The organism is Reyranella sp. (assembly GCF_052439685.1).
In the GTDB taxonomy this organism is placed as follows: domain Bacteria; phylum Pseudomonadota; class Alphaproteobacteria; order Reyranellales; family Reyranellaceae; genus Reyranella.
On the sequence record NZ_JBQVQG010000020.1, the window covers coordinates 15,859 to 33,658 of the forward strand.

General features: G+C 65.7%; 16 protein-coding genes. 11 read left to right on the forward strand and 5 right to left on the reverse strand.

The window, feature by feature from the left end:
- Positions 1-9: 9 nt before the first annotated feature.
- The 3 genes from ACT6UX_RS21775 to ACT6UX_RS21785 form a co-directional block, all read right to left on the reverse strand.
- Positions 10-1,518: a tripartite tricarboxylate transporter permease gene (locus tag ACT6UX_RS21775; RefSeq protein WP_444777248.1), complete on the reverse strand. Its 1,509-nt coding sequence runs from the start codon at positions 1,516-1,518 to the stop codon at positions 10-12.
- A 1-nt stretch (position 1,519) separates the two neighbouring features.
- On the reverse strand, positions 1,520-1,969 hold the full coding sequence (locus ACT6UX_RS21780) for a tripartite tricarboxylate transporter TctB family protein (RefSeq protein WP_444777249.1): 450 nt from the start codon (positions 1,967-1,969) through the stop codon (positions 1,520-1,522).
- 125 nt (positions 1,970-2,094) lie between these two features.
- Positions 2,095-2,910, reverse strand: a complete 816-nt coding sequence (locus ACT6UX_RS21785) for a sulfite exporter TauE/SafE family protein (RefSeq protein WP_444777250.1) — start codon at positions 2,908-2,910, stop codon at positions 2,095-2,097.
- A 124-nt stretch (positions 2,911-3,034) separates the two neighbouring features.
- Between ACT6UX_RS21785 and ACT6UX_RS21790 the strand changes: the two genes are divergently transcribed.
- From ACT6UX_RS21790 to ACT6UX_RS21800, 3 genes are read left to right on the forward strand one after another with little or no spacing between them, the layout of a single operon-like run.
- Complete coding sequence (locus ACT6UX_RS21790; RefSeq protein WP_444777329.1) at positions 3,035-4,081, forward strand: phosphotransferase; 1,047 nt, start codon at positions 3,035-3,037, stop codon at positions 4,079-4,081.
- Positions 4,078-4,743 carry a TetR/AcrR family transcriptional regulator gene (locus tag ACT6UX_RS21795; RefSeq protein WP_444777251.1) on the forward strand — a complete coding sequence of 222 codons (666 nt, stop codon included), beginning with the start codon at positions 4,078-4,080 and terminating at the stop codon, positions 4,741-4,743. Before ACT6UX_RS21790 ends, ACT6UX_RS21795 begins: the two co-directional genes overlap by 4 nt.
- 21 nt (positions 4,744-4,764) lie before the next feature.
- Positions 4,765-5,532 carry a C13 family peptidase gene (locus ACT6UX_RS21800; protein WP_444777252.1) on the forward strand — a complete coding sequence of 256 codons (768 nt, stop codon included), beginning with the start codon at positions 4,765-4,767 and terminating at the stop codon, positions 5,530-5,532.
- On the opposite strand, the gene ACT6UX_RS21805 is transcribed toward ACT6UX_RS21800, so the two are convergent.
- A complete protein-coding gene (locus ACT6UX_RS21805) occupies positions 5,529-7,124 on the reverse strand; it encodes an AMP-binding protein (protein ID WP_444777253.1) in 1,596 nt (531 codons plus the stop codon). The two genes, ACT6UX_RS21800 and ACT6UX_RS21805, sit on opposite strands and share 4 nt — an antisense overlap.
- Positions 7,125-7,223: 99 nt before the next feature.
- Here ACT6UX_RS21805 and ACT6UX_RS21810 point away from each other — a divergent pair, with 99 nt between their 5' ends.
- The 6 genes from ACT6UX_RS21810 (at position 7,224) to ACT6UX_RS21835 (ending at position 15,841) form a co-directional block, all read left to right on the forward strand.
- A complete protein-coding gene (locus ACT6UX_RS21810; RefSeq protein WP_444777254.1) occupies positions 7,224-8,192 on the forward strand; it encodes a Bug family tripartite tricarboxylate transporter substrate binding protein in 969 nt (322 codons plus the stop codon).
- 13 nt (positions 8,193-8,205) lie between these two features.
- Positions 8,206-10,275 carry a hydantoinase/oxoprolinase family protein gene (locus ACT6UX_RS21815; RefSeq protein WP_444777255.1) on the forward strand — a complete coding sequence of 690 codons (2,070 nt, stop codon included), beginning with the start codon at positions 8,206-8,208 and terminating at the stop codon, positions 10,273-10,275.
- Entirely contained in the window at positions 10,275-11,906 is a 1,632-nt protein-coding gene (locus tag ACT6UX_RS21820) for a hydantoinase B/oxoprolinase family protein (protein WP_444777256.1), read from the forward strand. Before ACT6UX_RS21815 ends, ACT6UX_RS21820 begins: the two co-directional genes overlap by 1 nt.
- 69 nt (positions 11,907-11,975) lie before the next feature.
- Positions 11,976-13,070, forward strand: a complete 1,095-nt coding sequence (locus ACT6UX_RS21825) for an ABC transporter substrate-binding protein (RefSeq protein ID WP_444777257.1) — start codon at positions 11,976-11,978, stop codon at positions 13,068-13,070.
- A 3-nt stretch (positions 13,071-13,073) separates the two neighbouring features.
- Positions 13,074-14,780: an ABC transporter permease gene (locus tag ACT6UX_RS21830; protein WP_444777258.1), complete on the forward strand. Its 1,707-nt coding sequence runs from the start codon at positions 13,074-13,076 to the stop codon at positions 14,778-14,780.
- On the forward strand, positions 14,777-15,841 hold the full coding sequence (locus ACT6UX_RS21835) for an ABC transporter ATP-binding protein (protein WP_444777259.1): 1,065 nt from the start codon (positions 14,777-14,779) through the stop codon (positions 15,839-15,841). The genes ACT6UX_RS21830 and ACT6UX_RS21835 overlap by 4 nt, the downstream gene beginning before the upstream one ends.
- 65 nt (positions 15,842-15,906) lie before the next feature.
- Here the strand turns inward: ACT6UX_RS21835 and ACT6UX_RS21840 are convergent, their stop codons facing one another.
- Positions 15,907-16,746 (reverse strand): TauD/TfdA dioxygenase family protein, encoded by an 840-nt coding sequence (locus tag ACT6UX_RS21840; protein ID WP_444777260.1) that lies wholly within the window; start codon positions 16,744-16,746, stop codon positions 15,907-15,909.
- Between the two features lie 64 nt (positions 16,747-16,810).
- On the opposite strand from ACT6UX_RS21840, the gene ACT6UX_RS21845 reads away from it, so the two are divergent.
- Together ACT6UX_RS21845 and clpS are read left to right on the forward strand one after the other, a co-directional pair.
- Positions 16,811-17,407, forward strand: a complete 597-nt coding sequence (locus ACT6UX_RS21845; protein WP_444777261.1) for a glutathione S-transferase family protein — start codon at positions 16,811-16,813, stop codon at positions 17,405-17,407.
- A 44-nt stretch (positions 17,408-17,451) separates the two neighbouring features.
- Positions 17,452-17,757, forward strand: coding sequence for an ATP-dependent Clp protease adapter ClpS (clpS, locus tag ACT6UX_RS21850; RefSeq protein ID WP_444777262.1), 306 nt, complete (start codon positions 17,452-17,454; stop codon positions 17,755-17,757).
- Positions 17,758-17,800: the final 43 nt, after the last annotated feature.

Genomic DNA, 17,800 nt, shown 5'->3' on the forward strand with positions numbered 1-17,800 from the left:
AGGAGGGCGTCAGCCCTCCTCTTCGACGAATGCTTCTTTTCTTGCCTTCTTGAAGCTCGGAATGGACATCAGGAGCAGCAGAAGCGCCGTCGTGATGAGCAGACCGAGGCTGATCGGACGCTCCAGGAAAACCATGGCATCGCCCCGCGAGAGCAGCATGGCGCGCCGGAAGTATTCCTCCATCTGTGGCCCCAGAACGAGGCCCAGCAGGAACGGAGCACCTTCGCAGCCGAGGCGAACGAAAATATAGCCCAGCACCCCGAAGAGGGCGACCTGCATGACATGGAACGTACTGTTTTGCAGACTGTACGCACCGATGCAGCAGAACAGCAGGATGGCCGGCGCTAGGAAGCGGTACGGCACCGTCAGCAGCTTCACCCAGATGCCGATCATCGGCAGGTTGATGATGACGAGCATGGCGTTGCCGATCCACATCGAGGCGATCATGCCCCAGAACAGGTCGGGCTTCTTGGTCATGACCTCGGGGCCGGGCTGGATGCCCTGAATGATCATGGCCCCCACCATCAGCGCCATGACGGCGTTGGACGGGATGCCCAGGGTCAGCATCGGGATGAACGAGGTCTGGGCCGCGGCGTTGTTGGCCGCTTCCGGGGCCGCGACGCCCTCGACCGCGCCCTTGCCGAACTTGCTCGGATCCCTCGAGATCTTCTTCTCGAGCGTATAGGACGAGAAGGCGCCGAGGGTCGGCCCACCGCCCGGCAGCACGCCGAGGGCCGCACCCAGGAAGGTGCCACGCAGCGCGGCGGGAATTGCGCGCCTGATTTCGTCCGCGGTCGGCCACAGCGAGGTCACCTTGATGGTGCCCCCGGTGCGGGTGAGATGTCTCTCCAGATTGACGACGATTTCGGCGATGCCGAACAGGCCCATAGCGATCGGCGCGAAGTCGATGCCGTCGCTGAGTTCCGGCAGGTCGAAGGTGAAGCGCTGGGCGCCTGTGTTCACGTCGGTGCCGACCAGGCCGAACAGCAGGCCGAGGAAGACCATCGCGATCGCCTTGGTCACCGAGCCGCTGGCCAGGATGACGGCAGCGACCAGGCCGAGCGCCATCAGCGAGCAGTAGTCGGCCGGGCCGAACTTTTGCGCCATTCGAGTCAGCGGCTCGGCGAACATGACGATGATGATCGTGCCGACGGTGCCGGCGAAGAACGAACCGACCGCGGAGATCGACAGGGCGGCACCCGCACGGCCATTACGCGCCATCTGGTAGCCGTCGAGACAGGTCACGACCGAAGACGATTCACCAGGCAAATTGACCAGGATCGACGTCGTCGAACCGCCGTAGGCCGCGCCGTAGTAGATGCCGGCCAGCATGATCAGCGAGGCCGTCGGCGGGAGGTGGAAGGTGATGGGCAGCAGCATCGCGATGGTCGCCACGGGGCCGATGCCGGGAAGAACGCCGATCAGCGTGCCGAGAATGCACCCCAGCAGCGCATATGTCAGATTCTGGAATGAAAGGGCGACGCTGAAGCCGAGCGCGAGATTGTCGAGAATTTCCATCTCACCACACTCCGCGCAGGATGTAGATATTCATGCCCAAGCCGACCTTGAAGACGAGTGTGCAGAGCACGGCGAGCGCCACGATGAGGCCGATCACTTCCGTGAGCTTGAATTCCTCGCCCGCAAGCGATGCGATCGTGACCAGCACGATCAGAGCGGGGATGAGGCCTGCCCGCTCGAAGAGGAGCCCGAAGCAGACGATGCCGATGGTCACCAACGTGATCGGCTTCCACTTGGGAGGCTCGACCGCTTCGCTGCCGTTCACCAGCGCCAGGATGCAAACCACCGTACCCAGCGCCAGCAGGATCAGCGAGAGCATCCGCGGCACATAGCCCGGTCCCATGCGAACGGGTGTGCCGATTGCCAGTTTTTGCCCGACATAAAGGGCCAGTAGGCCGAAGCCAATGAACATCAGCCCGGACAAGAAGTCCTTGCTTAGGAATCGATTCAACGATGCCTCCCCAGAAACGCGTAGCCGTCAATGTGTTGTTGGGTCCGAACCCCGGGACCGCCAACAGCTAAACACAATTCGGCCGCTTTGCCCAAGTGCCAAGTGCAATACAAGTGCTAAGTGCACTACCTGAGCAGCAGACGGACTGCGATTACGGCCAGGCAAAGAGCGAACAAGCGCCGTAGTAAAGACACGGGCACCTTGGTCGACCATCTAGCGGCCACTGGCGCGACAAAGAGCGCAGGGAGAGACAGGGTCGCAACGCAAAACATCGCGACATCGCCTAGCGCATCGGCGGGACGGCCCGGCGCGTTGCGGTCCATCTGCAGGAAGACGATGGTGGCCGGCACGGCGATGATCAGATTGAACAGCGCGCCGGCGCCAATCGCGCGCTTGATCGAAAAAGAGAAGAGCGTCAGCACGGGTGTACTCAGTGTTCCGCCCCCGACACCGACGGCGGCCGCCAGACCTCCGACGACGGCGGGCGTCACCTGCGACAGCAAACCTGTTGGCTGGGAGTGCCCAATAATGAGGCGGTCGCCCGCGGCCATCTTCAGGGCAAGCGCAGCCGCGATGACGGCAAACAGAGTCGTCAGGACCTTGGTGGGCGCGAACGGGCTCACGGCCAGCCCGACGATGGCGCCCGCCATCAAAGCTGGCAGCCAGGCCCGAACCAGTTCGCGGTCGATCGTTCCAGCACGCCAGTGGGCCGCTGCGGCCGTAATCGAAGCAATGAGGATACTCGCCTGGGCCGTGCCCACGGCGAGCGGCACCGCCTGGGGTTCTCCGATGCCTTGAAACTCGAATATTTCCAGCAGGATCGGGACCGCAACGACACCACCGCCCACGCCCAGGAGACCTGCCAGAAGGCCGATGAGAATACCCGTCGCCAGCAGCGCCGCCCAGGCAGCCGGCGGATAGGCCGTAAACAGTGTTTCCAAGCGTCAATGTCCCCGTTGGTCGATATTGCATGCGCACCGACGGGCGAGCAAACTCCTGGCCAATGTGAACGGTCGTTCAGGAGGTTTTCGGGTGTCACGGCGAGGGGACGACTATATCGGCACGATGGCGGTGCAGGAAAGGCACCGGTTCGACGAGCAGTCGCTCGGCCGTTTCATGTCCGCCCATGTGGACGGATTCACGCCTTCGGTGCGGGTCGAGCAGTTCAAGGGAGGGCAATCCAACCCGACCTACCGGCTGACGGATGGTGCCGATCGCCGCTACGTCCTGCGCCGCAAGCCTCCCGGCAAGCTGCTGCCCTCGGCACACGCAGTCGACCGGGAATTTCGGGTAATCTCGGCGCTCAACCGCACCGATGTGCCGACCCCGCGGGCCTACGCGTTGAGCGAGGACGAGAGTGTCGTGGGGACGCCTTTTTACATTATGGAATATTGCGACGGCCGGGTCCTGTGGGACCCGCTGCTGCCGGACGTCCCGAAGGAGGGGCGGCGGGACATCTACCGCGCCAAATTCGAAGCGCTGGCCCGGCTCCACCGCGTCGACTATACCGCGCTCGGTCTCTCGGATTTCGGGCGCCCGGGCAGCTACGTCGCGCGTCAGATCTCGCGCTGGGGCAAACAGTACAAGGCGTCGGAGACCGAGAAGATCGAGTCCATGGACCGGCTGTTCGATTGGCTGCCGGCCAACCTGCCCAAGAACGACGAGACGGTGCTGGTCCACGGTGATTATCGCCTCGACAACATGATCTTCCACGCTACCGAGCCGCGCGTACTGGGCATCATCGACTGGGAAATCTCGACGCTCGGCGATCCGCTGGCCGAGCTGGCCTATCTCTGCATGCTCTGGCGCACCCCGAAGGACTGGGGTGGCCTGCAGGGCCACGATCTCGGCGAACTAGGCCTTCCGACGGAGGCCGAGATGGTGGACTACTACAGCACCTTGTCGAAGCGCTCCGTCCCGGAGCCCGCGCTCTGGGAGTTCTACATGGCCTACAATCTGTTCCGGGTGTCCTGCATCCGTCAGGGCGTCTATGCCCGGTCACTCGACGGCACGGCGGCCAACATGCGAGCCGCCGACTCGGGCAAGCTGGTGAAACCCGCCGCCGACCTCGCCTGGGAGATCGTCCGCAACATGTCCGGAGCCTCGCGATGAGCAAGCGCAAGATGGTCCTCGCCGACGAGGCGTCGACGGCGCCGGTGGAAGAGCGCGAGGCGCGTCCGCCGGTCGAGGCGATCCGGGCCGCAGCTTTTGCCCAGTTCGCCGAGCGCGGCTATCCAGTCGTCACGGTACGCGACATCATGAAGGCCTGCGGACTGACGCAGGGCGCGCTCTACAACCACTTCAAGTCGAAGGACGAGCTGCTGCACGACATCATCGCCTCGACCCAGGGCGAGCTGGAGCGGCAGTGCCAGCAGGCCGTGGCCGGAGCGGGCGGCGATCCACGTGCAGAACTCGCGGCCTTCGTGCGGATTTATGTCATCCGGCATTGCCGGCTGCGCATCGAGGCGCTGGTCGCCAACCGCGAGATCGGCTGGCTGGATTCGGCGCGCGTGGCCGACATCCGGCGTAGCCGGCGGGCGATTCGCGACATCGTCGTGACGATCCTCAGGCATGGCGTCGAAAAGGGCGTGTTCGATCCGCCGCGCGTCGATGGAAAGCACGATCTCAAGGCGATGGCGATGGCGCTGCTCGACCAGTGCACTCATGTCTCGATGTGGTACGGTCCGGGCGGCGATCTCACCGAGGAACAGATGGCGAAGCTCTACACCGACATGGCCCTGCGCATGGTCGGCGCCACGCCTCAGCCCGCATAAGCAGATCTGGAGCAGCAGAGCATGTTGATTCGCGTCGCGGCCTTGGCTGCGTTGCTGGCCTCGCTGATTGGCTGCACGCCGGACTCCGACGCAGCGCCCCCGTCGGGCCGCAACACGGCGACTGCCTCTGCGCCAGGAGACGTGCCGGCGGCGCGCTGGCATGCCGTGCTGATTGCCGGTGACAACAACAGCCCGTCCTTCGACAACGGCATCGATGCGCTGCGCGACAAGCTGTCGGCGCGGGGCGTGCGGGACATCCGGCTGCTCACCTCCGATCCCGGGCGCAATCCCTCGGCCGAAGTCGCCAGCGCCGCCAACGTCTCGAGCGCGTTGCGCAATGCCGGTGACGCCGGGGCCTGCCTCGCCTTCATCACTAGCCACGGCACCGAGGCCGGCTTCGTGCTGCGCCAGGCCAACGGCGTCGTTCGACCGTCCACGCTCGACAATGCCTTGGACGCGGGCTGTGGCACGCTGCCGACGGTCGTGGTCGTCTCGGCCTGCCACAGCGGCGTCTTTCTGACGCCGGCCATGCGCCAGCCCAACCGGGTGGTGCTGACGGCCGCCGCGGCCGATCGCGTGAGCTTCGGCTGCGGCGCGGGCGACCGTTTCACCTATTACGACCAGTGCTTGCTGCAGCAGTTCGATGCCGCCTCGACCTGGGGCCAGCTCGCCCAGGCGACGCGGACCTGCGTGCAGAATCTCGAGAAGAACATGGGCATCCGCACGCCGTCGCTGCCACAGATCTTCGTCGGATCCGCGGTCGCCAACCTCCGCCTGCCGGGGCGCTAGACCCGTTCCAAGGCGATGTCGCGCAGACGGGCGCGCTGGATCTTGAAGCCGTTGGGCGAGGGCGTCTTGGGGAAATCGTCGATGGCCAGAACGCGCATCGGCACCTTGTAGTTCGCGAGGCCCTGCTTGCAGTGCGCGATGGCTGCGGCCTCGTCGAGCGACGCGCCGGGCGCGAGGATCACGAAGGCAAGCGCGCGCACGCCGTCCGGGCGCGCCACCGCGATTGCCTGACAGGCAGCGATGGCCGGCAGCTTCTGCAGATGGGCCTCGATTTCGAGGGGATTCACCAGGAAGCCCGAGAGGCGCAGCACGTCGCCCATGCGGCTGAGGAACGTGAAACCGCCATGCCCGTCGAGCTCGGCCAGGTCGCCGGTGCGGACATAGCCGTCCGCCGTCACGGTTTCGGCGGTGGCTTTGTCGTCACCGTAATAGCCGACCATCAGCGACGGGCCGGCGCATTCGAGCGCGCCGGGCTGTCCCACGCCCAGCAGGTCGCCGGTCTCCGGATCCCGGACGCGGACATGGGCGAGCGGCGAGGTGGGAACGCCGCCGCCTTTCTTGCGGCGCGACACCGCCGAGTCGATCGGCTGCAGGGAATAGAGCGCCTGAACCTCGCTCATCCCGTAGAGGCCGCAGAGACGCAGCCCACGCTGCTCCGCGGACTCTGCGATACTGTCCAGTGAAGTGTTGAAGCCGGCGTAGCCCGCCCATCTCACCGACGGGAAGGGGCGGTCGCCGGGCACGGCGTCGAGCAGGCGGGCGAACATGTCGTCGCTGCCGAACAGGGTCGTCGGCCGGTGTCGTTCGATCAGTCGCGCGATCTCGTCGATCTCTGAGGACTCGACCAGCACGCAGGGCCTGCCGGCCGCAAGGGTCGCCATCGTCTGGTCGAAACCGTAGACGCCACACATCGGCAGGATCGAGAGCGATAACGTGTCGGGCGCGGTGAAGCCGAAGGCGCGCGCGACCTGCTGGGCGTGGCCGGCGATGGCGCCCTGGCGGTGCAGCACGAACTTGGGCGCGCTCGTGGTCCCCGAGGTCGTGAAGATATTGCAGGGGGCGCTGGCCTTCGCATTGTTGAGGCCGAGCCGCGGGCGCGACAGCAGGCGCTCGAAGGGCACGCGCCGCAGGCGCTCGATGGCGGGCGGGATCGAAGCGGGCTCGTCGCCCACCGTGACGATGGCCGCGAGTCGGTCGAGAGCGTCGGGCTCGACGTCGGCCAGGATCGACAGGAAGTCGATGCGCCGGAAGCCGGGCGCGCAGGCCAGCACCTTGGCGCCTGAGCGACGGACGATGTCGGCCACTTCGACCGCGCGATAGCGCGTGTTCACTGCGACGGCGATGGCGCCGAGCCGTATGCAGGCGAGATAGAGGATCGGATAGGCCGGCACGTTGGGCAGCCACAGTGCCACGCGGTCGCCCGGGCCGACGCCTAGGTCGGTAAGGCCCTGAGCCGCGCGTCGCGCGCGCTCGGTGAGCTCAAGGAAGGATATCCTCCGGTCGGCGTGGAGCAGAGCCGGCGCATCGGGGGTCTGCACTGCGATATCGGCGACGAGCGTCCAGACATCGGGAGCGGGTTGGGCGAGAGGCATGCGCGCGGAGACTACCCGAAGACCGCTTCATCACAAGCGGGTCACCTTGACCCGGCACGACGCTTGCCTAACGCTCGCCATTGGGGATTGGGAGATGTGATGTTCCGTCGAAGCCTGCTTGCCGCTCCGCTCGTCCTGGCTGCCGCGTCCGCGCGCGCCCAGCAATGGGTGCCGAAACAGCCGATCAAGATCCTGGTCGGTTATGCGCCTGGCGGCACCGCCGACATGGCGGCGCGCATCGCAGCGGAGACGATCCAGCGGCAGCACGGCTACACGGTGATCGTCGACAACAAGACCGGTGCCGGCGGGTTCATCGCGCTGAAGGCCCTGGCCCAGGCACCGGGCGATGGTTACACGGTAGGCATCGGCATCATGGGCCAGCTCGCGGTCGGACCTGTCGTGCCGGGCTCGCAGATCCCGCTGGATCTCGACAAGGAGCTGACGCCGATCTGCAATCTCGTGGGTGTGCCGATGGCCCTGATCGTGCGCATGGATGCACCCTTCAAGACCATTCCGGAATTCGTTGCCTATGCGAAGGCCAATCCCGGCAAGGTGAGTTATGCCTCGACCGGCCTTGGCTCGACCAACCAGCTCGGCGCGGAATTCCTGGCGGCGGAAGCGGGCGGCTTGAAACTGATCCATGTTCCGTATCGCGGCGGCGCCCCCGCCATTGCCGACGTGGCGGCTGGAAACGTCGACGTGTTCTTCGGCAATGTGTCGGAACTGATCGGCCAGGCGCGTGGCGGCAAGGTGCGCATCCTCGCGCTCGCCGCGACGAAGCCCACGCCACTCGCCCCCGAACTGCCGCTGCTCACGAAGGACATTCCGGCCCTCGACATCAACAACTGGTTCGGCCTGATGGGGCCGGCTGCCCTGCCGACCGACATCAAGGCGGCGCTCGCCAAGATATTCATCGACGCGATCTCGGACCCGAAGAACACCGAAACCCTGGCGAAGCAGGGGCTTGAGCCGATCGGCCAGGGACCCGATGCTTTCGCCGCGTATATCGCCAAGGATCGCGAGCGCTGGGCGAAGGTCGCCAAGCAGGGCAACGTAAGAGCCCAATAGCAAAGGAAGAGTAATGAGTGCGCCGCTTTCCCTCGGAATCGACATCGGGGGAACTTTCACCGACCTCGTCATTCATGATCCGCGCACCGGGCGCGCCGTCATCTGGAAGGAGAGCACCACACCCGACGATCCTGCCCGAGGGGCACTCGAAGGCACGCGGCGCGTGCTCGAAAAGGCGGGCGCCCGACCGCAGGAGATCGGCCGCGTCGTCCACGCCACCACGCTGTTCACCAACGCGCTCATCGAGCGCAAGGGCGCGAAGACGGGGCTGCTCACGACGGCAGGCTTCGGCGACGTGCTGGAAATCGCGCGCGAACGCAAGTACGAGCTCTACGATCTCTTCATCGAGATGCCGAAGCCGCTGGTGCCGAGGCCGTGGCGTCGCGAGGCGAAGGAACGGCTGGGGCCCGACGGCTCGATCGAGATCGCACTCGATGTCGAGGCGGCGCTGGCTGAAGTCGCGGATCTGGTGGAGCAGGGCGTGGAAAGCCTCGCCATCTGCTTCCTGCACTCCTATGCCAATGCCGCGCATGAGCGGAAGATCGGCGCGGCGGTGGCCGAACGCTTCCAGAACCTTTCCATTTCGCTGTCGTCCGAAATCGCACCGGAAATTCGCGAGTACCTGCGCGCCAGCACCACGGTAGCCAACGCCTATGTGCGGCCGCTGGCGGAGATCTATCTGGAGCGGCTCGAGCAGGCGCTGCGGGACGAGGGGATCCCGGGCGGGCTGTTCCTCATGTTGTCGAACGGTGGCCTGACCCATGTGAGCGAGGCCAAGCGGGCGCCCGTGCAGCTTCTCGAAAGCGGGCCGGCCGCCGGCGCGCTGGCCGGCGCCTGGTTCGGGCGCAATGCCGGGCTGGAGCGCGTGCTGGCCTTCGACATGGGCGGGACGACCGCCAAGCTGGCGCTGGTCGACGATGGCGAACCGGTCGTCGCCTGGGGCTTCGAGGCGGCGCGCGAGAAGCGCTTCCTGCGAGGCTCGGGCCTGCCCATGCAGATCGCCACCGTCGAGCTGATCGAGATCGGCGCCGGGGGAGGCTCCATTGCGCACAGGAGCGATCTCGGCACGCTGAACGTCGGGCCGGAGAGCAGCGGCGGGCAGCCGGGACCGGCCTGCTATGGCCGTGGCGGCACCGAGGCCACGGTGACCGACGCCGACCTCACCTTGGGCTACCTCAATGCCGACTTCTTCCTGGGCGGCGCCATGAAGATCGACGCGGCGGCGACCAACGCCGCTTTCGGCAAGCTGGCCGGTGCGCTTGGCGTCGAGTCGGGGCGTGCAGCCTTCGGTGTGCACGACGTGGTGAACGAGAACATGGCCGGCGCGGCGAGGGTCGCGATCGCCGAGCGCGGCCGTGTGCCCTCCGAATACGCGCTCCTCGCGACGGGCGGAGCGGGGCCCGTCCATGCCTGGCACGTGGCGCGCAAGCTCGGTGTCGGCCGCGTGGTCTGCCCGCCGGGTGCCGGTGCGGGCAGCACCATCGGCATGCTGATGGCGCCGGCGCGCGTCGATCGTGTGGCGAGTTTCACGACCGCGCTGGCGGGCGCCGATCTCGCCGCCGCGGATAGCCTCTTCGCCGGCCTCGAGAAAGAGGCGCTGGACGTGCTGCACCTGACCGGCGCCGATGTCGAGAACCGAACCGTTCGGCGCCTCGCCGACATGCGCTATATCGGGCAGGGCAGCGAGATCACCGTCGTCCTGCCTCAAGCTCTCGGCGAGGCTGACGTGAAGACCGCCTTCGAAGCGGCGTACAAGGCGCTGTTCGCGCGCACGCCGCCGGGTGCCGCGATCCAGTTCGTGGCCCTTCGGCTGTCGGTCAGCGCGCCGATGCCCGGCACCGGCGGCAAGCTCGAACTGCCGCGGCACGCTTCGGACACGGCGCTCAAGGGCACGCGGCCGGTGTTCTTCCCCGACGAAGGCAAGACACTCCCGACACGCGTCTGGGACCGCTACGCCCTCGAACCCGGTGTCAGCATCGACGGGCCCGCAGTCTTCGAGGAAAACGAAAGCACCTTCATCGTCGGGCCGAATTCGACGGCGCGACTGCTCGCCGACGGCTCCATCCTGGCGGAAGCCAACTGATGTCACGCACTTTCGATGCAATCGAACTCGAACTCCTTTGGCGTCGGCTGATCTCGCTGGTCGACGAGGCGGCGGCGGCCATGGTGCGCACGTCGTTCTCGACGCTGGTGCGCGAAAGCTATGACTTCTCCTGCGTCGTGACCGACGCGGCAGGCCAGTCGCTGGTACAGGCGAGCGAGAGCATTCCGAGCTTCATCGGCACCCTGCCGGAGACCGTGAAGCATTTCCTGCGTCATTTTCCCGAGGATCAGCTCTCGCCGGGTGACGTGCTGATTACCAACGACATCTGGCTGGGCACCGGTCATCTGCCCGACGTGACCCTGGCCAAGCCGATCTTCCGCAATGGAAAGCTGATCGCCTTCAGCGCCACCACGGCGCATGTGCCCGACATTGGCGGCAAGATCAGGAGCCCCGAGCCGCGCGAGGTCTTCGAGGAGGGGCTGCAGATCCCGCCGATGAAGATGATGGCGGCGGGCAAGACCGACGAGACGCTGGTCGCGCTGATCCGCAAGAACGTGCGTACGCCGGACCAGACGATGGGCGATCTCTACGCCCAGATCGTGGCGCTCGATCTCATGGAAGATCGGTTGCTGGTCCTGATGGAGAATTACGGGCTGCCCGATCTCACCGATCTGGCACGCGAAATCCAGGGGCGCTGTGAGGCGGCGATGCGGGCCGCGATCCGCGAACTGCCGGACGGCACCTACCACAGCGAGCTCAAGACCGACGGCATCATGGACAAGCCCATCACCATCAAGATGGCGCTCACCATCAAGGGCGACGAGATCGCGATCGACTTCGCCGGCACCGATGCCCAGGTCGATCGCGCGATCAACTGTGCCCTGTGTTACACGAATGCGATGTGCATGTATGGGGTGAAGGTCTGCACCAACTCCAACCTGCCAAACAACGAAGGCGCGTGGCGACCGATTACGCTCACCGCGCCGCCGGGCTGCATCGTGAACCCGCAATTCCCTGCGCCGGGCGGCTCGCGCATGCTGATCGGCCATTACATTCCGATGCTGGTGTTTGGCTGCCTGGGCCAGATCGTGCCCGAGAGGGTGATGGCGGCCTGCGGCTCGCCGATGTGGGGCATGAACCAGTCCGGTGTTCGTGAAGGCGGCAAGCCCTACGCCAACATGTTCTTCTACAATGGCGGCATGGGCGGCAACACGCAGCGCGACGGCGTTACGTGTCTGTCGTGGCCGTCGAACGTCAGCTCGACCTCGATCGAGATCAGCGAGCACATCGCGCCGCTGCGCTTCCATCACAAGAAGCTGCGTCCCGATTCCGGCGGCCCCGGCCGTCATCGCGGCGGGCTGGGACAGGAGATCCTGATCGAGAGCCGCAGCGAGACACCGATCGCCGTGTCGTTCCTCGCCGAGCGGACGCTGTTTCCCGCCTTCGGCATCGAGGGCGGCAAGGACGGCGCGCCGGGCGAGCTGCGCATCAACGGCGAGAAGACCGATCCGAAGAAGCAGTATGTCTTGAACAAGGGCGATACGGTTTCGCTGGGCACACCGGGCGGCGGTGGTCACGGCGATCCGACGCTGCGCTCCACGGCTGCACTCGCTGCCGACATCGCGGCGGGATACGTGACGGTGCAGTCAGCGTATCAGGGCGACGATTAACACAGAGATTGAACCTCCGGGCAGCGGTCGGTACGCTCGCTGCAAATAAGAGCAAATCGGAGGAAACCAATGAAGCTGTTCGCTGCCGCATCCGCGGCTCTCTGCGCCATTGCCTTGGCCGCTGCTTCCCCGGCCAGCGCCCAAGCCACCGGCGGGGCCAAGCTCTGCGCGAGTCCGCAGCAGATGGACGGCTTCAAGACGTGTGCCGACGTGGCGAAAGCCAAGGCCGAGGGCGCCTTCACGCTCTACTCGACCGACCCCGAGCAGGGCCAGGTCAAGCTGCTGGCCGCCTTCAACAAGCTGTTCCCCGAGATCAAGACCAGCTACGTCCGCCTGCAAGCCGGCGCGCTTTACGCCAAGCTGCTCTCGGAGCGCCAGGCCAAGTCCTATCTGGTCGACGTCATCCAGATCTCCGACATGGGCATGATCCTGGACTTCCAGCGCAAGGGCGGGTTCCGGCAGTACATTTCGCCCGAGATGCAGTTCTTTCCCAAGGAGGCCAAGAGCCAGCCGGAAGGGTTCTGGACCTGGGGCTCGGTCATCATGGCCGGCATTGCCTACAATCCCAACCAGGTGTCGGCCGCCGACGCACCCAAGAAGTGGGAAGACCTGCTCGATCCGAAGTGGAAGGACAGCATCAACGTCAAGGTGTCCAACTCGGGCCTGCAGCACGGAGTCTGGTACATGCTGATGCCGATCCTCGGCGCGGACTATTTCAAGAAGTTCGGCGAGCAGAAGCCGCGCGCATTTGATTCCTACGTCCAGCAGTACGGTCGCCTGGTAGACGGCCAGGACAAGGTCATCATGGGCGCCCAGTACTCGGGCTATATCGAATTCAAGGCCAAGGGCGCGCCGCTCGCCTTCGTCTTCCCGGAAACCGGCGTGCCGGCCGTGCCTGAGACCTACGGCATCGTCGATCAGGCGCCGCATCCCAACGCGGCCGAACTGTTCATGGACTGGTTCCTCTCGCCGGTCGGCCAGAAGGCGCTCGCCGACGCGCTGCTGCTCCATTCGCCGCGTCCGGACGTGCCGCCGCCGGGGGGCGCCGACACGGTGCCGCTCAGCAAGATGAAGCTGCTGACGCCGGCCGACTGGAACGCCTTCGAGAAGGATCGTCCGGCCTTTGCCAAGGAGTGGAATCGCATCGTCGGCACCGGGCGCTAGGCCTTGGCGGATGCGTCGACGGGCATATCGCGCCCACGCCTGAACGGGCAGGCCCTGACGACGCTGGCGGTCCTCCTGATCGTCGGCTTCCTCGTCCTGCTCCCGATGGTCTTCCTGGTCGAGGAATCGCTGAACGTCGGCGATCCGATGGCGTTTCCGCCGGTCGAGTTCGGCATCGCCAACTACGTCGCGATCTTCGAGGAGGACCTGAAGACCGTCTGGAACACGCTGATCATTGCGGTGATGGCGACCGTGATGGCGATTTTCATCGGCTTCACGCTGGCCTGGATCCTGACGCGCACCAACGTGCCGGGACGCGAGAAGCTCGAGCGGCTGATGGAGCTGCCTTACTACATGACCCCCTTGGTGGGCGCGCTCGCCTGGGCGGTGATCGCCGGTCCCAAAAGCGGCTTCATCAACCAGATGTGGAAGGCGGTGGGCGGCACCGGCGATATTGCGGACATCTACACCCATTTCGGCATCGCCTGGGTGATGGCCCTGTTCGAGGGCACGGTCGCCTTCGTGATGATCTCGGCCTCCATGAAATCGATGGATCCGGCGCTGGAGGAATCGGCGAGGGTCATGGGCGCCTCCAAGCTCCGCACCATGCTCACCGTGACCCTGCCGCTGGTGATGCCGGGCGTGCTGGGTGCCATGCTGTTCGTCTTCGCCGAGATGCTGGGCTCGTTCGCGGCCGCCCTCGTGCTTGGCATTCCCGGCCGCATCTACGTCATCACCACGGCGATCTGGGATTCGACGCTGTCCTATCCACCCGACTACGGCCGCGCCTCGGCAATGGGCCTGTCGCTGTTCGTCGTCATGTTCTTCATGCTGTCCTTCTACAGGCGGATGATCCGCCGCGGCACCTTCACCACCATCAGCGGCAAGGCCTTCCGGCCGCGGCCTATGGAAATGGGACGGCTCGCCTGGGTGCTGTTCGGCGTCTGCGCGCTCTACGTGGCGCTGGCGGTGGTCTTTCCGATCGCGGCGCTCCTGATGACCTCGCTGCAGCGCTTCGCCACCGTGCTCCTGGACCAGGCGCAGTGGACCCTGGCCAACTACGAGACGGCCCTGTCGCTCGGTCCCGTGCGGACGGCGCTGTTCAACAGCATCATGCTGGGCCTGGGCGTCGCCACGGTGGGCGTGGTGATCATGGCGCTGCTGGTCTGGATCATCTACCGCTCGCAACTGCGCGGCCGCGGCGCCATCGAGTATCTCGTGATGTTTCCGCAGGCCGTGCCGCGCCTCGTGTTCGGCCTGGCGCTGCTCTGGGCGTGGCTCAACATCCCGATCGGCATCTACGGCACCCTGTGGCTGCTGGCGCTGGCCTACTTCACCGTCATGCTGCCGCTCGGTGTGCGCACGCTGGCGGGCGTGGTGCTCCAGATCGACAAGAGCCTGGAGGAGTGTGCGCGCGTCTGCGGCGCTTCCTGGGCCTATCAGATGCGCACCGTCACCTTGCCGCTGCTCAAGCCCGGCATCCTGGCGGCGTGGCTGCTGATCTTCATGGCCTGCGTGCGCGAGCTGGGCGCCTCGGCCTTCCTGATGGGACCCAATGCCAAGGTGATCGCGCCGTCGATCGTCAGCGCCTTCGCCACCAGCGGTACCGAGCTGACCGCGGCGATGGCCCTGATCCAGACCTTCACCGTGATCGTGGCGCTTGTCATCCTGTTCCGCGTCGCGCGCGGCATGACCAAGGAGTTGCAGTGAGCGAGACGCGTATCGAAGTAAAGGATCTGGTCGTACGCTACGGCGATCAGGTCGCGGTGAACGGGGTTAGCTTCACGGTCGGCAGGGGCGAGCACCTGACCTTGCTGGGCCCGTCGGGCTGCGGCAAGACCACGACCTTGCGCGCCATCGCCGGCCTCGAACATCCGTCCAGCGGCAAAATCAACCTTGAGGGTCACGCGGTCTACGACGCGGCAACACGCACCAACGTGCAGACCGAGCAGCGCGGCGTGTCGATGGTGTTCCAATCCTACGCCATCTGGCCGCACATGAGCGTGTTCGACAACGTCGCGTACGGGTTGCGGGTGCGCAAGCAGGGCCAGCAGGAGATCAAGGCCAATGTCGAGCGCGCGCTCGACCTGGTGCAGATGCGCCACCTCGCAGACCGCGGTGCGTCGAAACTGTCAGGTGGCCAGCAGCAGAGGGTTGCGCTGGCCCGCGCCATCGCCTTCTCGCCGACCGTCGTGCTGTTCGACGAGCCTCTCTCCAACCTCGACGCCAAGCTGCGCGCAGAGATGCGAGTCGAGTTGCGCGAGCTGCAGCGGCGGCTGGGCATCACCTCGGTCTACGTCACCCACGACCAGGAGGAGGCGCTGGCCATCTCCGACCGTGTGATCGTCATGAACGTCGGAGTGATCGAGCAGATCGGCACGCCGGAGGAGATCTACAACAAGCCGCGCAGCCGCTTCGTCGCCGATTTCGTGGGCTCGGCCAACCTGATCAAGGGCAAGCCTGCCGGCGACGGCACCTTCGTCACAGAAGGCGGTACGGTGCTGAAGGTGATGGCACCCCACATGCCACATGGAAGGGAGACGGAAGTCGCGGTCCGCACCGCCTATATCGGACTGGAGCCGCTGGCCGGCGAGAACCATGTGCCGGGCAGGGTCCGCCAGCGCCTGTTCCACGGCGACTTCGTACAATACGTCGTCGACAGTCCCGTGGGCGCGATGATCGTGCGCCGCCCGCCGACCAACCTGTTGCCGGAAGGCGCCGATGTGACGCTGTCCTTCTCGCCCGAGCACTGCGTGCTGCTGGAGGCGTAAAAATTCCCCGTCGTCTCGACCGGAGCTTCGCGAAGCGAGGCGTAGCGGAGAGACGACAGGCTTTTCTAGAACGGCTCCGTCCCCGCCACGATCACTCGGTGCATCAGCCGCCGTTCGCCCTCGGGGTAGTCGGCGTTGGCCTTGTGCATCGTGCAGCGATTGTCCCAGATCACGATGTCGCCCTGGCGCCAGACATGGCGGTACTCGTATTTCGGCTGCGTCGCATGGGCGATCAGCTCGTCGAGCAGCGCGTCGCTCTCGGCGCGGTCGAGACCCAAGATCTGCTCCATGCGATTGGGATTGAGATAAAGCGACTTGCGATGCGTCTCCGGGTGGGTGCGCACCAGCGGATGCGTGGCCTCGGGCATCGCCGCCATCTCCTCGGCGGGGCGAGTCGAGATGCGGCTGAGCTTGCGGCTCGAATGATACTTGTGGATCACTTTCATCGGATCGATCCGGGCCTTCATCTCCGGCGGCAGGTCCTCGTAGGCGGCGTACATGTTGGTGAATTGCGTGTCGCCGCCGCGCGACGGCACCTCGACTCCGTAGAGCATGGTGAGCGAGCAGGGGGCTCGCATGAAGCTGTCGTCGGTGTGCCAGTTGGCGCCGTTCACGATCTTCTTGCCGTCGCCCAGCACGTCGCGGTCCTCGCTCGAGATGATGTTCACCTCGGCGCATTCCGGTGTGCGGGTGAGTTGCTTGCGCAGCATCGGCGTTCCGAACTTCGACATGGCCGCCAGAAACGCCGGCGGGGCCAGATGCTGGCCTCGAATGCAGATCACCAGGTTGTCGTGCAGCACGCCCGTCAGGGCGGCTTGCGTCGCGTCGTCAGCCGGTGTGTTGAAGTCGATGCCGCTCACCGCTGCGGCCATGTGGGGGCCGAGTTTCTCGGTCTGGAAATTCATGGCGTTGCTCCCGGAAGGCGGGATAACGTGCGCGCCGATCCGATGAATCTCAAGGGGGACCGCCATGAAGATCGCCTATTCTGCTGCAAGCCCGTATGTCCGTAAAGTGATGGCTTGCGCCATCGCGCGCGGGCTCAACGACAAGATCGAGCGCTGGAAGGTCGGCACGACCGATCCGGCCCTACTGCCGGTCAACCCGTTGTCGAAGGTGCCGACGCTGATCAGCGATGACGGCATGTCGATCTATGACAGCCCGGTGATCTGCGAGTATCTCGACAGCATCGGCAGCGCGCCGAAGCTGTTCCCGCCGGTCGGCCCGGCGCGCTGGAAGGCGTTGACCCAGGAGGCGCTGGGTGACGGCATTCTCGATGCCACGCAGCCGCGCCGCCGCGAGATCGCGCTGCCCCAGGACGAGGGCCGCCAGAGTTACATCGCCCTGCAGCAGGGCAAGGTCACACGCGCGCTCGACGAACTGGAGAAGCAGGCCGATTCGTTGGGCAACCTGACCACGATCGGGGAGATCACCATCGGCTGCGCGCTGGGCTATCTCGACTTCCGCTACGCCAACGAGCCGTGGCGTCCGGGCCATCCCACGCTCGCCGCCTGGTACGACATAGTCGTGAAGCTGCCGCCTCTTGCCGAGACGATGCCGGTGGGCTGAGACTGTCGCTCGTTGGTGCCCTCAAGGAAACTGAAGGGAGATCGATGAGCGATATCGACACCAAGCCACAGGCGGTGGAGCGGACCAAGACCAAGCAGCCGCCGCTCTACAAGGTGATCCTGTTGAACGACGACTACACACCGCGCGAGTTCGTGGTCGTCGTTCTGAAGGCTGTGTTCCGCCTGACCGAGGAACAGTCCTACGCCGTGATGATGACGGCGCATCAACGCGGTGCCTGCGTCGTCGCGGCTTACACGCGCGACATTGCTGAGTCCAAGGCGAGTGAGGCGAACGATCTGGCCCGCGGCGCCGGCCATCCGCTGGAGTTCAGCACCGAACCCGAGGAGTAGGGCCCGAGGAGGAGCAACCGTCGCGCGCGTGCACCGTTTGGCG